The 15,565-nt window shown below is 58.3% G+C and carries 14 protein-coding genes; 7 read left to right on the top strand and 7 right to left on the bottom strand.

All coding sequences use genetic code 11. The features are described 5' to 3' along the window. Positions 1-4: 4 nt before the first annotated feature. Positions 5-214, top strand: coding sequence for a PA3496 family putative envelope integrity protein (locus ACYZT8_RS29600; RefSeq protein ID WP_461956379.1), 210 nt, complete (start codon positions 5-7; stop codon positions 212-214). Here ACYZT8_RS29600 and ACYZT8_RS29595 read toward each other — a convergent pair. Beyond that, positions 156-1,118 (bottom strand): LysR family transcriptional regulator, encoded by a 963-nt coding sequence (locus tag ACYZT8_RS29595; protein ID WP_461977983.1) that lies wholly within the window; start codon positions 1,116-1,118, stop codon positions 156-158. The genes ACYZT8_RS29600 and ACYZT8_RS29595 overlap by 59 nt on opposite strands. A 190-nt stretch (positions 1,119-1,308) precedes the next feature. Here ACYZT8_RS29595 and ACYZT8_RS29590 point away from each other — a divergent pair, with 190 nt between their 5' ends. Together ACYZT8_RS29590 and oadA are read left to right on the top strand one after the other, a co-directional pair. Further along, positions 1,309-2,724 carry an acetyl-CoA carboxylase biotin carboxylase subunit gene (locus tag ACYZT8_RS29590; RefSeq protein WP_461977981.1) on the top strand — a complete coding sequence of 472 codons (1,416 nt, stop codon included), beginning with the start codon at positions 1,309-1,311 and terminating at the stop codon, positions 2,722-2,724. 11 nt (positions 2,725-2,735) lie between these two features. After that, positions 2,736-4,544 (top strand): sodium-extruding oxaloacetate decarboxylase subunit alpha, encoded by a 1,809-nt coding sequence (gene oadA / locus ACYZT8_RS29585; protein ID WP_461977980.1) that lies wholly within the window; start codon positions 2,736-2,738, stop codon positions 4,542-4,544. 213 nt (positions 4,545-4,757) lie between these two features. Here oadA and ACYZT8_RS29580 read toward each other — a convergent pair whose 3' ends face one another. Further along, the gene (locus ACYZT8_RS29580) at positions 4,758-7,154 is read right to left on the bottom strand and encodes an autotransporter outer membrane beta-barrel domain-containing protein (RefSeq protein ID WP_461977978.1); all 2,397 of its coding nucleotides are present in this window, start codon (positions 7,152-7,154) and stop codon (positions 4,758-4,760) included. Between the two features lie 539 nt (positions 7,155-7,693). Between ACYZT8_RS29580 and ACYZT8_RS29575 the strand changes: the two genes are divergently transcribed. After that, positions 7,694-9,046: a HipA domain-containing protein gene (locus ACYZT8_RS29575; RefSeq protein WP_461977976.1), complete on the top strand. Its 1,353-nt coding sequence runs from the start codon at positions 7,694-7,696 to the stop codon at positions 9,044-9,046. Beyond that, entirely contained in the window at positions 9,043-9,321 is a 279-nt protein-coding gene (locus ACYZT8_RS29570) for a helix-turn-helix domain-containing protein (protein WP_461977974.1), read from the top strand. Before ACYZT8_RS29575 ends, ACYZT8_RS29570 begins: the two co-directional genes overlap by 4 nt. A gap of 77 nt (positions 9,322-9,398) precedes the next feature. On the opposite strand, the gene ACYZT8_RS29565 is transcribed toward ACYZT8_RS29570, so the two are convergent. Both ACYZT8_RS29565 and ACYZT8_RS29560 read right to left on the bottom strand, forming a co-directional pair. Next, entirely contained in the window at positions 9,399-10,235 is an 837-nt protein-coding gene (locus ACYZT8_RS29565) for an amino acid ABC transporter permease (RefSeq protein ID WP_461977972.1), read from the bottom strand. Continuing rightward, the gene (locus ACYZT8_RS29560; RefSeq protein ID WP_461977970.1) at positions 10,232-11,053 is read right to left on the bottom strand and encodes an ABC transporter substrate-binding protein; all 822 of its coding nucleotides are present in this window, start codon (positions 11,051-11,053) and stop codon (positions 10,232-10,234) included. Before ACYZT8_RS29560 ends, ACYZT8_RS29565 begins: the two co-directional genes overlap by 4 nt. A gap of 112 nt (positions 11,054-11,165) precedes the next feature. On the opposite strand from ACYZT8_RS29560, the gene ACYZT8_RS29555 reads away from it, so the two are divergent. Continuing rightward, positions 11,166-12,065, top strand: a complete 900-nt coding sequence (locus ACYZT8_RS29555) for a homocysteine S-methyltransferase family protein (RefSeq protein ID WP_461977968.1) — start codon at positions 11,166-11,168, stop codon at positions 12,063-12,065. Between the two features lie 88 nt (positions 12,066-12,153). On the opposite strand, the gene ACYZT8_RS29550 is transcribed toward ACYZT8_RS29555, so the two are convergent. From ACYZT8_RS29550 to ACYZT8_RS29540, 3 genes are read right to left on the bottom strand one after another with little or no spacing between them, the layout of a single operon-like run. Beyond that, positions 12,154-12,825: a GNAT family N-acetyltransferase gene (locus tag ACYZT8_RS29550; RefSeq protein WP_461977966.1), complete on the bottom strand. Its 672-nt coding sequence runs from the start codon at positions 12,823-12,825 to the stop codon at positions 12,154-12,156. 17 nt (positions 12,826-12,842) lie between these two features. Further along, positions 12,843-13,289 (bottom strand): GNAT family N-acetyltransferase, encoded by a 447-nt coding sequence (locus ACYZT8_RS29545; RefSeq protein ID WP_461977964.1) that lies wholly within the window; start codon positions 13,287-13,289, stop codon positions 12,843-12,845. Between the two features lie 9 nt (positions 13,290-13,298). Next, a complete protein-coding gene (locus ACYZT8_RS29540; protein ID WP_461977962.1) occupies positions 13,299-13,922 on the bottom strand; it encodes an FMN-binding negative transcriptional regulator in 624 nt (207 codons plus the stop codon). A gap of 90 nt (positions 13,923-14,012) precedes the next feature. On the opposite strand from ACYZT8_RS29540, the gene pdxR reads away from it, so the two are divergent. Beyond that, positions 14,013-15,563 carry a MocR-like pyridoxine biosynthesis transcription factor PdxR gene (gene pdxR / locus ACYZT8_RS29535; RefSeq protein WP_461977960.1) on the top strand — a complete coding sequence of 517 codons (1,551 nt, stop codon included), beginning with the start codon at positions 14,013-14,015 and terminating at the stop codon, positions 15,561-15,563. Positions 15,564-15,565 lie beyond the last annotated feature (2 nt).

Genomic DNA, 15,565 nt, shown 5'->3' with positions numbered 1-15,565 from the left:
CGAAATGGCCCAGCCCTACGAAGAACGCAACAGCGCCGCCAAAACCCGTCGTCAGCAAGAAGATCAGCGCCGCATGGAATTTCGCCGCGCCATCGAAGATCGCTGCGAACGCCGTCAGCTGCTGGCAGAGATCGGTGATTTCCCCGAGCTGGAGCTCAACTACTGGCAGGCAGCTCCCGCAACTTCCCGTCGAAGCGCTCAACCAGCGCGCTGATCTGCACCCGCTCGCTGCGGATAAACGCAAGGAACGCGTGCGCCACTGGTGACAGCCGTTTCGCCTTGGCTTGCACCAGGCACCAGCTGCGATACAGCGGCAGTTCTTCGACCGGTAACTCGATCAATCCACCGGTCGCCAACTCAAGGTTCAGGGCGTGGCGCGTCAACAGCGCAACGCCCAGACCCGCCAGTACGCATTCACGCTGGGCTTCGGCCGATGCGACCTCCTGGGTCTGGTTGAAGTGCACGCGCTTCTCTTTGAAATACTCCTCGCACGCCAATCGCGTTCCGGAACCGGGCTCGCGCAGCAGCAGTGTGTACGGCTCGAGGTCTTGTAAGCGCAGCGGCCCCATGTGGCACAGCGGATGGTCCGGCGGTGCGACAGCAACGATCGGATTATTCAGGAACGGCAGGAACTCCAGGCCCATGTCCTGCGGCACCATCGACATGATCACCAGGTCGTCGCGGTTATCAGACAGCCGACGGATCACTTGTCCGCGGTTGACCACAGTCAGTTGTAGATTGACCTCTGGATGCTGACGCTTGAATGCTGCAAACAGATGCGGAACGAAATATTTGGCGCTGGATTCCACCGCCAGTTTCAACTGGCCTTGCAGCGATCCCTGCATGTCCGAAAGCTGCATGTCGAGGTTTTCCAGGCGCCCGAAAATGTCTCGACTGGCACGCTGTAGTGCTTCGGCAGCCTCAGTCATGTAGAGTTTTTTGCCAACGTAATCGAACAAAGGCTGACCAATCAGCTCCTCAAGCTGGCGAATCTGCAGGCTGACGGCCGGTTGTGTCAGGGACATTTCGTCGGCCGCGCGGCTGTAGGACCTCAAATCACAGACCTCGTTGAAGATTTGCAATTGACGCAATGTCATACGCATCAATGACTTACGCATAATCTAAGGGCTCTGGCCGCAGGCTGATGCATCAACTATAAGGCTTTACTTATGCCTAACCCAATTATTATTCATTTTTGTTAATTCCTTGTGAGGGCTAGTGTGGGGCTGCGACTAAATCGAAACATTTAGTCACGCGTCGACCTGGTCTAGCAGGTCGTGGGTACCACCGGCTCAAGGGAACCTCCAAGTGATAAAAAAGATCCTGATCGCCAACCGTGGTGAGATTGCCGTACGAGTCGTGCGTGCCTGCGCCGAGATGGGCATTCGCTCGGTCGCGATCTATTCCGACGCCGACCGCCATGCCTTGCATGTGAAGCGTGCGGATGAGGCCCACAGCATCGGTGCCGAGCCACTGGCCGGTTACCTGAATGCGCGCAAGCTGGTGAACCTGGCTGTGGAAACCGGTTGTGATGCGTTGCATCCCGGTTACGGATTCCTCTCGGAAAACGCTGAACTGGCCGACATCTGCGCCGAACGCGGCATCAAATTCATTGGTCCATCGGCTGAAGTCATCCGCCGCATGGGCGACAAGACTGAAGCACGTCGCAGCATGATCAAGGCCGGCGTGCCGGTCACGCCGGGCACTGAAGGCAACGTCGCGGACATCGCCGAGGCCTTGGTCGAAGGCGACCGTATCGGTTATCCGGTGATGCTCAAGGCTACCTCCGGTGGTGGCGGTCGTGGTATCCGTCGCTGCGACAGCCGCGAAGAACTCGAACAAGCGTTCCCACGGGTGATTTCCGAAGCGACCAAGGCGTTTGGTTCGGCGGAAGTGTTCTTGGAAAAGTGCATCGTCAATCCGAAACACATCGAAGCGCAGATCCTCGGCGACAGCTTTGGCAACGTCGTGCACCTGTTCGAGCGTGACTGCTCGATCCAGCGTCGCAACCAGAAGCTCATCGAAATCGCTCCAAGCCCGCAACTGACCCCGGAACAGCGCGCCTACATCGGCGACCTGTCGGTGCGTGCAGCCAAGGCTGTGGGTTACGAAAACGCCGGCACCGTGGAGTTCCTGCTCGCCGAGGGCGAGGTGTACTTCATGGAGATGAACACCCGGGTGCAGGTGGAACACACCATCACCGAAGAAATCACCGGGATCGACATCGTCCGTGAGCAGATCCGCATTGCGTCCGGCCTGCCGCTGTCGGTGAAACAGGAAGACATCCAACACCGCGGTTTTGCGCTGCAATTCCGGATCAACGCCGAAGACCCGAAAAACAACTTCCTGCCGAGCTTCGGCAAGATCACCCGTTACTACGCGCCCGGCGGTCCCGGCGTGCGCACCGACACGGCGATCTACACCGGCTACACCATTCCGCCGTTCTACGATTCCATGTGCCTGAAACTGGTGGTCTGGGCGCTGACCTGGGAAGAAGCGATGGACCGTGGCTTGCGCGCCCTCGACGACATGCGTCTGCAAGGGGTCAAGACCACCGCTGCGTACTACCAGGAAATCCTGCGTAACCCGGAATTCCGTAGCGGCCAGTTCAACACCAGCTTCGTTGAAAGCCATCCTGAACTGACCAACTACTCGATCAAGCGCAAACCCGAAGAGCTGGCCCTGGCCATCGCCGCCGCCATCGCCGCCCACGCAGGCCTGTGAGGAATACAACAATGAGCAAGAAAATCCACGTTACCGACACAATCCTGCGCGACGCCCACCAATCGCTGCTCGCCACCCGCATGCGCACCGAAGACATGCTGCCGATCTGCGACAAGCTCGACAAAGTCGGCTACTGGTCGCTGGAATGCTGGGGCGGCGCAACCTTCGACGCCTGCGTACGCTTCCTCAAAGAAGACCCGTGGGAGCGTCTGCGTCAGCTGCGCGCCGCACTGCCTAACACACGCCTGCAAATGCTTCTTCGTGGCCAGAACCTGCTGGGCTACCGCCATTACAGCGACGACGTAGTCAGAGCTTTCGTCGCCAAGGCAGCGGTCAACGGCATCGACGTCTTCCGCATCTTCGATGCGATGAACGATGTGCGTAACCTGCGTACGGCCATCGAAGCGGTGAAAGCGGCGGGCAAACACGCCCAAGGCACCATCGCGTACACCACCAGCCCGGTGCACACCATCGACGCGTTCGTGGCCCAGGCCAAACAAATGGAAGCCATGGGTTGCGATTCGGTGGCGATCAAGGACATGGCCGGCCTGCTGACCCCGTACGCCACCGGCGAACTGGTCAAGGCGCTGAAATCCGAGCAGTCGTTGCCGGTGTTCATCCATTCCCACGACACCGCTGGCCTGGCCACGATGTGCCAACTCAAAGCCATCGAAAACGGTGCCGATCACATCGACACCGCGATCTCCAGCTTCGCCTCAGGCACCAGCCACCCAGGCACCGAGTCGATGGTTGCTGCCCTTAAAGGCAGCGAGTTCGACACCGGACTGAACCTGGAACTGCTGCAAGAGATCGGCCTGTACTTCTACGCCGTGCGCAAGAAATACCACCAGTTCGAAAGCGAATTCACTGCCGTCGACACCCGCGTGCAAGTCAACCAGGTACCGGGCGGGATGATCTCCAACCTGGCCAACCAGCTGAAAGAGCAGGGCGCCCTGAACCGCATGGCGGAAGTGCTGGCCGAAATCCCGCGGGTTCGTGAAGACCTCGGCTTCCCGCCGCTGGTGACCCCGACCTCGCAAATCGTCGGCACCCAGGCGTTTTTCAACGTGCTGGCCGGCGAGCGCTACAAGACCATCACCAACGAAGTGAAGCTCTACCTGCAAGGCGGCTACGGCAAGGCACCGGGCACTGTGAACGAGAAACTGCGTCGTCAGGCGATCGGCAGCGAAGAAGTGATCGACGTGCGTCCGGCCGACCTGCTCAAGCCGGAAATGACCAAACTGCGTGCCGAAATCGGTACCGTGGCCAAGTCTGAAGAAGACGTGCTGACCTACGCCATGTTCCCGGACATCGGCCGCAAATTCCTCGAAGAACGTGCTGCCGGCACCCTGACGCCAGAAGTGCTGTTGCCGATTCCTGAGGCGGGCGGTGTGGCCTCGGCCGGTGGCGAAGGCGTGCCGACCGAGTTCGTGATCGACGTCCACGGCGAAACCTACCGCGTCGACATCACCGGTGTCGGCGTCAAGGCTGAAGGCAAGCGCCACTTCTACCTGTCCATCGACGGCATGCCGGAAGAAGTGGTGTTCGAACCGCTCAACGAATTCGTCAGCGGCGGCAGCAGCAAGCGCAAGCAAGCGACGGCCCCGGGTCACGTCAGCACCACCATGCCGGGCAACATCGTCGACGTGCTGGTCAAGGAAGGCGACACCGTGAAAGCAGGGCAAGCCGTGCTGATCACCGAAGCGATGAAGATGGAAACCGAAGTCCAGGCAGCCATCGCCGGCAAAGTCACCGCCATCCACGTGGCCAAGGGCGACCGGGTGAATCCGGGCGAAATCCTGATTGAGATCGAAGGCTGAGTTAACAGCCGAGATAGCACCGCTTTAAACCTCGGGGGGGCATGTGCTCCCCTTTTTTTTCGTCCGGAGTTGCGCATTGGCAAATGTGGGAGCGAGCTTGCTCCGGGCGGCGTTCCGACGATAGCGGGCTATCAGTCAGCATCAATGTTGAATGTTAATCCCTCATCGCGAGCAAGCTCGCTCCCACAGGGGCTGCGGTGTGTCAGTGGTTGATCAGAACGCCATTCGCCACTGACCCATTACGCCGTGATTGCGGCTGTCAGTGCCGATCTCACCATTCAGACCGACACCCAGCGTATGTTTCGCAGACAAGCCAAGGTCCAGCGCTGCATCAACCAACAGGCTGTCTCGATCCAGCGGCGCACCGGAAACGGTGAAGTTTTTTCCGCCCGTTACCAATCGCTGGCGGGTGTCGGTGTAGATATCCCCGTAGGTGTGTTTCCAGCCGGCACTGAACCGTGGCGTCAGTTGCATGCCGTTATCCAGTGTATTGATCTTCGCTAGTCGCAGGCCGAACGTGCTGTTGAGGTTGTTTTGGGCTTGGCCGTGGACTTTCAGCGCTGCCGCGCCACCTTTTTCGGTGTAGCCGTCGCGTTGATAGCGTTGGTAGCCAAGGCTGGCAAACGGTTCGATGCTGACATTGGCTCGCCCCATGTTGTAACCCACCTCAGCAAAGGCCTGTTGGGTGTTGGCATCGTAACGACCTTCGGGACGGTCGCTGAAACCGTTGAAGGCAACCCGACGTTTAGTGCTGCCGTCATGATTGCTGTAGGTCGCGCCCAGGCGCAACGACATCGGTCCGTTCTGGCGCATGGCATAGACGCCCAAGTGCCAGCTGTCGAGATCGCCGTCGAGTTCGCGACTGTCCAGACGAGTATCAGACTTGCCGCCCATCACACCGATGCGCCATTCCTCACCGACGCTCCAATCCGCGCCCAGAACGAGACCTTTGGTAGAAGTTTTCAGAGCATCGTGGTCGCGATCCAGCGTTCCGCCGTGACCCAAGGCTTGTAGCCAGACCCTACCGTTGTCTTCGCTGCCGGCGGCCTGGCGTGGCGCACTTTTCTGATTTCCGAACCCTGCTGCGCTGTCCAGCTGGCGCATGGCCGAGAGCAAGGTGGCGCTGACTGGACTGTCACTGTTCAGGGTTGCCTTGGCGAGGTTGGCGTTGCTGTCACCGGTCAGTTGTTCGAGAGCATTAGTGGCTGTGGATTTATCGGTGGTGAGCAGGGCGTTTACGGCAGCATTGGGTTCGCTGGTTTTAGTCGCCGGCTCTTCGACGCTTCGGCCAAATTCACGAGCATTGTCGTCTGCGGCAAAATCTTCGATCGGCACTCCATTGCGAGCGTAGTTAAGAGCCACTTCAGTTTTGGTGTAAGACAGGGTCGGCGTCATGTACGCCAGGTTACTGGTGACGCGACCGAATTCGCCTTCCACATTGCCGGCTTTGAGGACCGAGTGATCACTGCCATCGGGATAGTCGCCCGGCACTGCAAAAACCTCCAGTGAGGCATCCTCCAGCGCAGCAGTACCCTCGACCATGATGGTGGGAGACTTGCCGGTAGCCGTTACGGCGTAGGAAAGCGTGGCATCCTTTGTAAAAGTCAGGTTTCCTCTGATGTGTGGGGCACCAAGCGACTCACTGACCAGCAATGCTCCTTCTACGTAAAGATCGCGAACCTCACCCTGTCCGCCGTAGCTACCACCTTCGTAAACAATGGCATCCCCCGCAATACTGCCCATATTGAACAACGTTGCGCCAGCCAACACTTCGGCTCCGCGGTCGAAGTCGTCTTTGCCCGTCAAGGACCAAGCTCCTTGCGCTACTCGCAACCCTAAAAAGTTACTGGTTTTGTCGAGTGTGCCGCCGTCGGGAGAGTCGAGCAGTATTACGTTTTTCCCGCCACCCCCCTGTATTTCCCCAGCAAAGCTGACACCGTGGTTGACGATAAACAGATCATCTTCCTCCCCCAGTTTCAGCGAGACGCCGCCGATGGTTTCGTAGCGCTCTGCTGCAAAGGTGTGCTCAGTGCTATCGGCATTCGCGAAGTTGTCGAACGTGATCGATAAATCATCTTCTGCCGTTTCGAGCAGGTCGTCAGTGGGTACGGGGGAATCGTAAGGACGTGCCGCCGAATCCATTGGTCCTGCAGTAGCCGCCAACGGTAGGGTGGGGTTCACTGGTTGTTCTGAAGTAACTGGATTGGGTTCGCCAGTGTGCTGCATCGGATCAGCGAAACTCTCCGTTGCGAGCCAATCATCAATGACCGGCCTGGTGAAGAGACCTTTCTCTGTTGTTTCGGGAAAGTCGTAAAGATGGGCTGCAAAATCTACCGGTTCCGGAGCAGCCGGAACAGACGGCAACTGAGTCACCGGTTCTGGAGGCTTAAGCGATGCGGGTTTGACGGCGTGCGCCATCGGGCCAATGAAATTCTTGATCGCCAAAAGATCATCTTTTTTCGGCCAAGCCGTTACTCGAGCTTTCTTTGCGGGTGCTTCGACAGCGGCATCAACCACTGCTTGCTGAGCCATCGTGATATCGATGCAGCCAAGAGAGAGGGCGATGGCCAGGGCGAGTTGCTGCGGGTGATGAATGAATGGCGTGGGCATTGAGTTCGACCTTCATTTTGAGGAGGTCGAACTCTAGGAGGGAGCACTGGTGCTTGAATGCCGGGCGTTTCCGGCAGTTTTGCAGGGCCTTGGAAATTCGGTTGTAGCAAAAACTCTACTTTGCCCCGTACGTGTGCTTCGGCCTTCACCCGTTGGAATATTTGCCTACAACCTTTCAGGATTGGTCTGTTTTTTTCAGATCAAAAACTCATTTGCCACTGCCCAATCACCCCATGATTACGGCTGTTACTCCACCCCCCTCGCCTGCGTCTGGAACGCCGACAGGCCTTCGCCGAATTGGAAAGCGGCGCCGAGACGCAAAGCGATTAAGGAGGCCGTCTTGTACAGCGTAGGGTTTTACAGAATGATGTCGGTGCGTCACCTCAATCTGCATTATTTTGCGTTTTTAGCCTGTCAAAAATCCTCCATCTGCATTTTAATGCGTAGAAGAAGATGTTTAGGGCCTCACGCATGCACTATATTGCAATCGAAGTTTAAAAAATCCGCAAAAAATGCATTTAAATGCAGGTGTTGACGGCATGTACAATCTGACTTTACAGATTTTCATTACCGGGAAATGGCACGACGCCATGGACTTGAGCTTCGACAGCCCTGAAAAAGGTTTCGAAAGCCGATGCAGCTTTGGCTACGAAACACCTTATCTCGTCGAAAACATTGAGGACGTTGGCGCTCCATTTGCCAAGGCAGTGAGTGCCAGATTTCCTCTGGAATGGGAGGGGCAGCGATCCAATGCACCCGCATTTCTTCACGATATTGCACCTGCCGGTGCCGCCAAAAAATTTCTGCTGACACACATAGGTCGCGACATACCTGCGGACGTCAGTGCCGACCTCTATTTACTGGCCCGCAGCACTCCTGCACCGATTGGCAATATGCGCATAAAGGAATCCGCTGAGGCAGTAGATCAACGCGAGCCTATAGGGTTTAAACGCCAGGACGTCATCAGTCGTGATAACCGGTTTCTCGAATATGCCTATGAGCAGGGCGCCGCAATTGGTGGGGCAACCGGAGCGGGTGGCGAGGCGCCCAAACTTTTGTTAGTTCAGGGTAAGGATGGAAATTTATACCCCGACGCAGTATTGGACGACGCAGACGCTGCCCAACACTGGTTCGTGAAGTTCTCTCGCAACAAAGGGAACAGGAACGATCAAGACATTCTCAGAAGCGAATACCACTACTACAAAGCACTCCAAAAACTAGGCATCGAAACGGTGGCAGAACAGGGCTTGGCGTTGGAAGAGGCGACCAAGCCTAGTCTGTGGATGCAGCGTTTTGATCGACAAGTGACGCCTCTGGGTGTTGAGCGTTTTGCCGTGGAGTCGATCTACTCTTTGGCACAAGTAACCACGCCCGGTAGCCCTATGGACCACATGGAAGTTATCAGGCTACTTGCGAGACTCTGGCGTGAAGCGGGGCAGGCGGACCAAATCCCGAATCTTGTTGCTGACTACCTGCGTCGGGATCTGCTCAATAAAATCCTCGGCAACTCAGATAACCATGGCCGCAACACCGCAATCATTCGGGACACCGCTTCGTTTCGTTTAGCACCGATCTATGATCTGGCGCCAATGGTGATGGATGACGAAGGTGTGACCCGCACTACCAAGTGGCCAAAAGAGCTGGAAAGAGCAGGTGACGTTGATTGGCGTGGCGTATGTCGAGCATTGGCCGACATTGCAGATCCTAATGATCCATTAGCTGCGTTGAGTGACGCGCCGAATTCTTTCGATCGATTGCGCGAGGATGCCAAACGTCTGGCAGCACTCCCCGACATTTTGACCGCCAGTGGTTTGCCTGACGCGACAATGAATCACCCACGAATTGCCTTGAAAAATCTGGAGCAGCGTTTGAAAGAGTGGGACCTGAAATGAGCATGACCGTTGCTGAGCGCACTGTGCTCATCGAAAGCATCCAGGAAGCGCTGGCTCAAGGCACTCTTGAGATAAGCGAAGCGGTCCGTCGATTGCGAGTCGAGGTCACAGGGCTTCACCAGACCCAATTCGCAAAAATGTGCAAAATCTCGGTGCGCACGCTGGTGCATATCGAGCATGGGGAAGGAAATCAGACGCTGAAATCGCTGAATGCAGTATTCAGACCGTTTGGATTGAAGATGGGCGTGGTGCGGATTCGACGCGAATTGACCTGATTCTGCACCGTGTACGGGCGCTCTATAAAGATGGCATCTATTGGGGTTTACGGCCATTCGGAGGCAGTGATCCTTCACTAACTCCGACTCAAATACGCCTTCCCATAGTGCCGCTCCATCCTCGCCTGAATCAGCTCCAGCCCAATCGACATCACCCAGTAAATAATCGCCGCCGTGGTCAACATCTCGATGTACCGATAGCTCGAGCGTCCATAGGATTGCGCCAGGAACATCACCTCCCAAACCCCCATCACCGAGATCAGCGACGAGTCCTTGAGCATCGAGATGAATTGGTTGGTGGTCGGCGGGATGATGGTGCGCATGGCTTGGGGCAGGGTGACGCGCCAGAAGATCACGGTTTTGCGCATGCCCAGTGCCAGGGAGGCTTCGCGTTGGCCGTGGGGGACGCCGAGGATGCCGGCGCGGAAGATTTCGCTCAGGTAAGCTCCGTAGTTCAGCGACAGGGCGATGATGCCGGCGGAGATGGCGCCTGGGACGATGCCGAGTTGCGGCAGGCCAAGGTAGATCAACAGGATCTGGATCAGCAGCGGCGTGCCGCGAAAGAACGAGGCATAGAAACTCGCAATGCCGAAGGCCACGGCGCTTTTCGACAGCCGCGCCAGGGCGGTGATGAAGCCCAGCAGCGACGACGACACGATTGAGGCCAGGCACAGAAACAGCGTCAGTGCCGCGCCTTGCAGGAAGCCGTTTGGTGCCAGGTGCAGGCCGATCAGGTTGGGCAGTTTGTCGAGGATGATCGAAAACTTCAGGTCGAAGCTCAGGAAGAAACTGGCGAACAAACCAAACATCGCCGCCCACGTCAGGTACAGCCGCGTGCGGAAACCGAAGATTCGTTGCAACCGCGACTCAGCCAGCGGTTGAGGCGGCTGAGGAGGTGTCGGGAAAGAAGTCATTGGCTGATGTCGGCGCCGATCCATTTTTGCGAGAGCTTGCTCAGGGTGCCGTCCTGTTTCAGTTGCGCAAACACTTCACGCACCTTGGCGTCCCACTGCGCGTCACCTTTCTCGATGGCCACCGAGTTCGGCTCCGAGTACAGCGGCTCGCCGGCCAGCTTGAAGCGTTTGTCCTCGGTCAAGCGCGGTTGCGCGGTGACGAGGTTGGTGAGGATCGCATCCAGCCGCACGCCGGCGCCGAGGCCCAGGTCCTGGAACGCCACGTTGTCGGTGTCATACGGCGCGATCTGCACGTCTTCGAACGGGTACTGCAGTTGGGTGTCTTCAGCGCCTTCGATCACCAGATTTTTGTTCAAGTAGCTTTCATAGCTGGAGGCGCTGGTGAGGCCGACTTTCTTGCCGCTCAGGTCCTTGGCGCTGTGAATGCGATCATCCTTGGCATTGACCACGATCACGGCTGGCGAAGCGTAGTACTCGACCGGGAAATCGAAGACTTCGGCGCGTGCCTTGCTCGGCGTCATCGAGCAGACGCAGATGTCGTAACGGCCGCTCCAGCGACCGGCGGCGATGACGTCCCAGGACGGCGTTTCCAGACGCAGTTTGACGCCCAGTTTGTCCGCCACGGCTTTGGCCACATCAACGTCAAAACCGTCGAGCTGGTTCTGGTCGTTGAGGAACGAGAACGGTGGATAGCTTTCCATCAACACGCCCACCAGTTCTTTCTTCTGCTCGATGCGGTCCAGTGTGGCGCCGCCAAAGGCTTGGGTGGAGACAGCCAGAATCGTCAGGCCCAAGGCCAGAAGCGGTTGAATTTTCACAGTCGATCCCTGATAAAAAAGTGGTTGTTATTAACCGGGTGGTGCGTATTAAATAGTTATAAGAACTACGTTGGTAGTGAGTTATTTTCATAAGCATATGAGTGAAAAGCATATGAGCGCAGGAAGCACAGTAATTCTGGATGGCGGTATGGGCCGTGAGCTGCAGCGTGCAGGAGCGCCGTTCAGGCAGCCCGAGTGGTCGGCGCTGGCCTTGAGCGAAGCACCGCGCGCAGTGGAGGCGGTTCACGCGGCTTACATCGACAGTGGCGCCAATGTGATCACCACCAACAGTTATGCGGTGGTGCCGTTTCACATCGGCGAGGAGCGTTTTGCGGCTGAAGGGCAGGCGCTTGCTTCGCTGGCCGGTGAGTTGGCGAGGCGGGCAGTGGAGGCTTCGGGCAAGGCCGTACGTGTGGCCGGTTCGTTGCCGCCGTTGTTTGGCTCCTATCGTCCAGACCTGTTTGATGCTGCCCGGGTGACTGAATTGCTGACGCCGCTGGTCAACGGGCTGGCGCCGCATGTCGACCTGTGGCTAGCCGAAACACAGAGCTCAATCGTTGAGGCGCGGGCGATTCACGCCGGTCTGCCAAAGGACGGAAAGCCGTTCTGGCTGTCATTTACCTTGAAGGATGAGGACACGGACGAAGTGCCGCGTTTGCGTTCCGGTGAGCCTGTGGCTGAGGCCGCTGCGGTGGCTGCTGAATTGGGTGTCGAAGCGTTGCTCTTCAACTGCAGCCAGCCAGAAGTGATCGGCGCTGCGATTGATGCGGCGCGGGAAACCTTCCAGCGTTTGGGCGTGAAGATTTACATCGGCGCGTACGCCAATGCGTTCCCGCCACAACCGAAAGAAGCCACGGCCAACGACGGTCTGGACCCGCTGCGTGAGGACCTCGATCCGCCGGGGTATCTACAGTGGGCGGCCGACTGGAAAGCGCGCGGTGCCAGTCATTTGGGCGGGTGCTGCGGGATTGGGCCGGAGCATATTGCGGTGCTTGCCCAAAAGTTAGCGTGATGCCATTCGCGAGCAAGCCCGCTCCCACATGGGATCGGGCTTGCTCCGGGCGGCGTTCCGACGAAGGCGTCTGTCCAGGCGCCGAAAATTACCCGCGGCACTCGGCCAGGGTTTTCACCTGCCCCGATTCCGTCTGGTTTTCATCGGATAGCCACCGCTCAAACCCCGCGCCAACCGCCGGCCATTCCGAATCCAGTATCGAGTACCACGCCGTATCCCGGTTCTGCCCCTTCACCACCATGTGCTGGCGGAACACGCCTTCAAAACTGAACCCCAAACGCTCCGCCGCGTACTTGGAGCGGGCGTTGCCGTTGTTGCACTTCCACTCCAGACGCCGGTAGCCCAGCGCAAAAGATTCCTTGGCCAGCAAGTAAACGGCTTCAGTGCTTTTCGGCGAACGCTGCATCGGCGCGCCGAAGGTCACGTGACCGATTTCGATACGGCCTTGCGCGGGGACGATCGACATCAGGCTGAGAATGCCCTGCACCTCACCACTGGCACGGTCGATCACGCTGAAGAAATACGGGTCGCTGTTGGCCGCATGGTTGTTCAGCCAATCGTTGAAAGCGCTGCGCTCCGGGAAAGGACCGTACGGCAAATAGTCCCAGAGTTTCGGGTCTGATCCCGGGCCTTGCAGGGCTTTCCACAAACCCTCGGCGTGGCGCGCCGGGTCGAGTTTTTCCAGGCGGATGAAACGCCCTTCGATCGTTTGAACCGAAGGCGCCGGGACGCCTTTCCAGTCTGCGAGTGAAGTCGACATGCTGTTCTCCTTGAACCTTAAAGGGCTTTGCGAAACTGGATGAAACCGGGGCGTTCGGCGATGCGCTCGTAGAGCTGGATCGCGGTGGCGTTGGTTTCGTGGGTCAGCCAGTGGACCTTGCAGCAACCGTCCGCCTTGGCGGTGGCATACACAAATTCGATGAGCTTGCGGCCGATGCCGGTGCCCCTTGTTTCCGGCGTTACCAACAAGTCTTGAAGGTAGCAGGAGTTTTCGATGCTCCAGTTCGAGCGATGGTAGATGAAGTTCACCAAGCCGACCGCTTTGCCATCGACCCATGCCAACGCCGAATGAGTCGGTTCATTGCGGTCGAGCATGCGCTCCCAGGTGCTGTCTGTGACAGCCTCAGGCAACTCGGTGTTGTAGAAGCGCAGGTAGGCTTGCCACAGCGGCAGCCAGGCGGCGTGATCGTTGGCGGTGACCTGGCGGATTTCAATCTGACTCATGTTCATTCCTTAACGCATCAAATGGGCGAGGGCTTGATCGTGCACATCAGGGCTGGCGGCGAGCCCCTCGCGCACACCGGCAATATCTGCGGTGCTGCGGTTCTGGCTGAGCTTGCGCTTGCCTTCCAGACGCTGGATCGGCAGGGCGAATCCGACGATGGCTTTGAGCATGCCGTCGATGTAATCGGCCGGCGCATCAGCCACTTTCCACGGTTGCGCGCGGTCGGCTTCATGGCGATCGGTCAAGGCGCTGACCAGATTGAGCAGGCGATCGGCATCGGTGAACACTTCGGCTGTTCCGTAAGCGTGCACCGCGACGTAATTCCAGGTCGGCACGACTTTGCCGTGCTCGGCTTTGCTCGGGTAAAACCCCGGGCTGACATAAGCGTCGACACCGGCAAAAATCACCAGGGCTTCGGCGCCGTTCTGCAATTCCTTCCACTGTGGATTGCCCCGGGCGAAGTGGCCGTAGAGGGTGCCATTCGGGCCCTGCTCAGGATTGAACAACAATGGCAGATGACTGGCTTGCAGACCTTGCTCGCCGTGGGTGACCACCATGGCGAGACGAGTGCCGAGTATCTGCTGGTGCAGTTCATGCAAATCTTTGATGGCAAAGCCACTGGGGTTGTACATGGAAAAACTCCTTGGCGAATGCCTTCATCCTAGGCAGGCTATTGGTCTGTTGTAAGAGCCATTAATGACCAATTTCATAGGTCCATTGCCATGAGCGAAGCGCCGCTTTCCCTGTCATTCAACCCTGCCGGTATCGAACTCGACCGTCGTCAGGGCCTGAGTCGTCAGCTCTATCAGGCGTTGCGCCTGCGGGTACTCGATGGTCGGCTGGCCAGTGGCACGCGATTGCCGGCCAGCCGGGATTTGGCGGCCGCGTTGGCGATTTCCCGCAACAGCGTGGTGCGGGCTTACGATCAGCTCTACGCCGAGGGGTTTATCGAGGGGCGTGTCGGCGACGGGACTTACGTGGCGCAATTACCCCAAGCCGCGCTGCCGGCGAAAAAATTATCCACAAAAGTATCCACAGGGTTGTCAACAGGGTTACCCACAGCCTTATCCACAAATTGGCTCGATTTACCTGTGATTCCATCCAGTAAAGTTATCCACAGGGGGGCATTGGGGCGGGTTGAGAATAACCATTTGCCAACTCCTCCGAGTGGTCCGCCACGAGCGTTTCGGGTCGGTGTTCCGGCGTTTGATCTGTTTCCTTTCGAGGTCTGGGCCAAGCTGAATGCGGCTTTCTGGCGTAAACCGGATTTACAGCAACTGTGCTATGGCGATCCGGCGGGGGACGAACGTTTGCGCGGCATGATCGCCGCGTATTTGCGCAGTTCGCGAGGAATGCAGTGTTCGGCTGAGCAAATAGTGATCACCAGTGGTGCACAGCAGGGGATTAGCCTTTGTGCACAGCTGCTGGTGGAGCCGGGCGACGGGGTGGCGATTGAGAATCCGGGGTATCGGGCGGCAGGTCATGCGTTCGCCGTGGCCGGTGCGCAATTGCATGGCGTGGCGGTGGACAGCGAGGGCATCGACTGCAACGAATTGAATGGCCTCCGCGATTGCCGGTTGGCCTATGTCACGCCGTCGCATCAATACCCGACCGGGGTGGTGATGAGCCTGGCGCGACGCCTCGAATTGCTGGCCTGGGCCGAACGCACCCAAGGCTGGATCGTCGAGGATGACTACGACGGCGAATACCGCTACAGCGGCGCACCATTGGCGCCGTTGGCCGCACTCGACCGGCAGGGGCGGGTTTTGTACGTCGGGACGTTTGGCAAAGTCGCCTTCCCGGCGCTGCGTCTGGGTTACCTGGTGTTGCCGCCAACGCTGGTGCAGGCGTTCTCGCAACGTCGAGCGGTGGACGTTCGGCATTCCGAGGTGAGCACCCAAGCGGTCATGGCCGAGTTCATGGCCGCCGGGCATTTCCAGCGGCACATCCGCCGCATGCGTCGCGCGGCCCTGAGCCGACGCAATACCTTACTGGCCGGTTGGCCGCAAAATGTTCCCGGCGTTGGCAGCCTGCCCAGTGTCGCGGCAGGGCTGCATCTGACGGTGGCAGTCGACTCACAGGCCCGCGAGCGCGAACTGGTGGAGCAGGCTGCCAGCGTCGATGTCGAGATCAATGCGCTGAGCAGCTACTGGTTGCCGGATTCGGCAAAACCTATGGACCAGCGCGCCGGGCTGGTCCTGGGGTTCGCGGCGGTGCCGGAGGCGGCGATCAGCGCCGCACTCGGGCGACTGGAAAAGGTCTGGCGTCGTTAAGG

It is taken from the genome of Pseudomonas sp. LB3P93, from assembly GCF_054898025.1.
This window is presented reverse-complemented; position numbering and strand designations above follow the sequence as displayed.

What these genes read in the sequence shown, in the direction of transcription:
- ACYZT8_RS29540 (WP_461977962.1), bottom strand. Translation starts at nt 13,922, where the DNA reads ATGTACAACCCCAGTGGCTTTGCCATCAAAGATTTGCATGAACTGCAC.
- ACYZT8_RS29600 (WP_461956379.1), top strand. Translation starts at nt 5, where the DNA reads ATGGCCCAGCCCTACGAAGAACGCAACAGCGCCGCCAAAACCCGTCGT.
- ACYZT8_RS29595 (WP_461977983.1), bottom strand. Translation starts at nt 1,118, where the DNA reads ATGCGTAAGTCATTGATGCGTATGACATTGCGTCAATTGCAAATCTTC.
- ACYZT8_RS29565 (WP_461977972.1), bottom strand. Translation starts at nt 10,235, where the DNA reads ATGACTTCTTTCCCGACACCTCCTCAGCCGCCTCAACCGCTGGCTGAG.
- pdxR (WP_461977960.1), top strand. Translation starts at nt 14,013, where the DNA reads ATGAGCGAAGCGCCGCTTTCCCTGTCATTCAACCCTGCCGGTATCGAA.
- ACYZT8_RS29580 (WP_461977978.1), bottom strand. Translation starts at nt 7,154, where the DNA reads ATGCCCACGCCATTCATTCATCACCCGCAGCAACTCGCCCTGGCCATC.
- ACYZT8_RS29570 (WP_461977974.1), top strand. Translation starts at nt 9,043, where the DNA reads ATGAGCATGACCGTTGCTGAGCGCACTGTGCTCATCGAAAGCATCCAG.
- ACYZT8_RS29545 (WP_461977964.1), bottom strand. Translation starts at nt 13,289, where the DNA reads ATGAGTCAGATTGAAATCCGCCAGGTCACCGCCAACGATCACGCCGCC.
- ACYZT8_RS29550 (WP_461977966.1), bottom strand. Translation starts at nt 12,825, where the DNA reads ATGTCGACTTCACTCGCAGACTGGAAAGGCGTCCCGGCGCCTTCGGTT.
- ACYZT8_RS29555 (WP_461977968.1), top strand. Translation starts at nt 11,166, where the DNA reads ATGAGCGCAGGAAGCACAGTAATTCTGGATGGCGGTATGGGCCGTGAG.
- oadA (WP_461977980.1), top strand. Translation starts at nt 2,736, where the DNA reads ATGAGCAAGAAAATCCACGTTACCGACACAATCCTGCGCGACGCCCAC.
- ACYZT8_RS29575 (WP_461977976.1), top strand. Translation starts at nt 7,694, where the DNA reads ATGTACAATCTGACTTTACAGATTTTCATTACCGGGAAATGGCACGAC.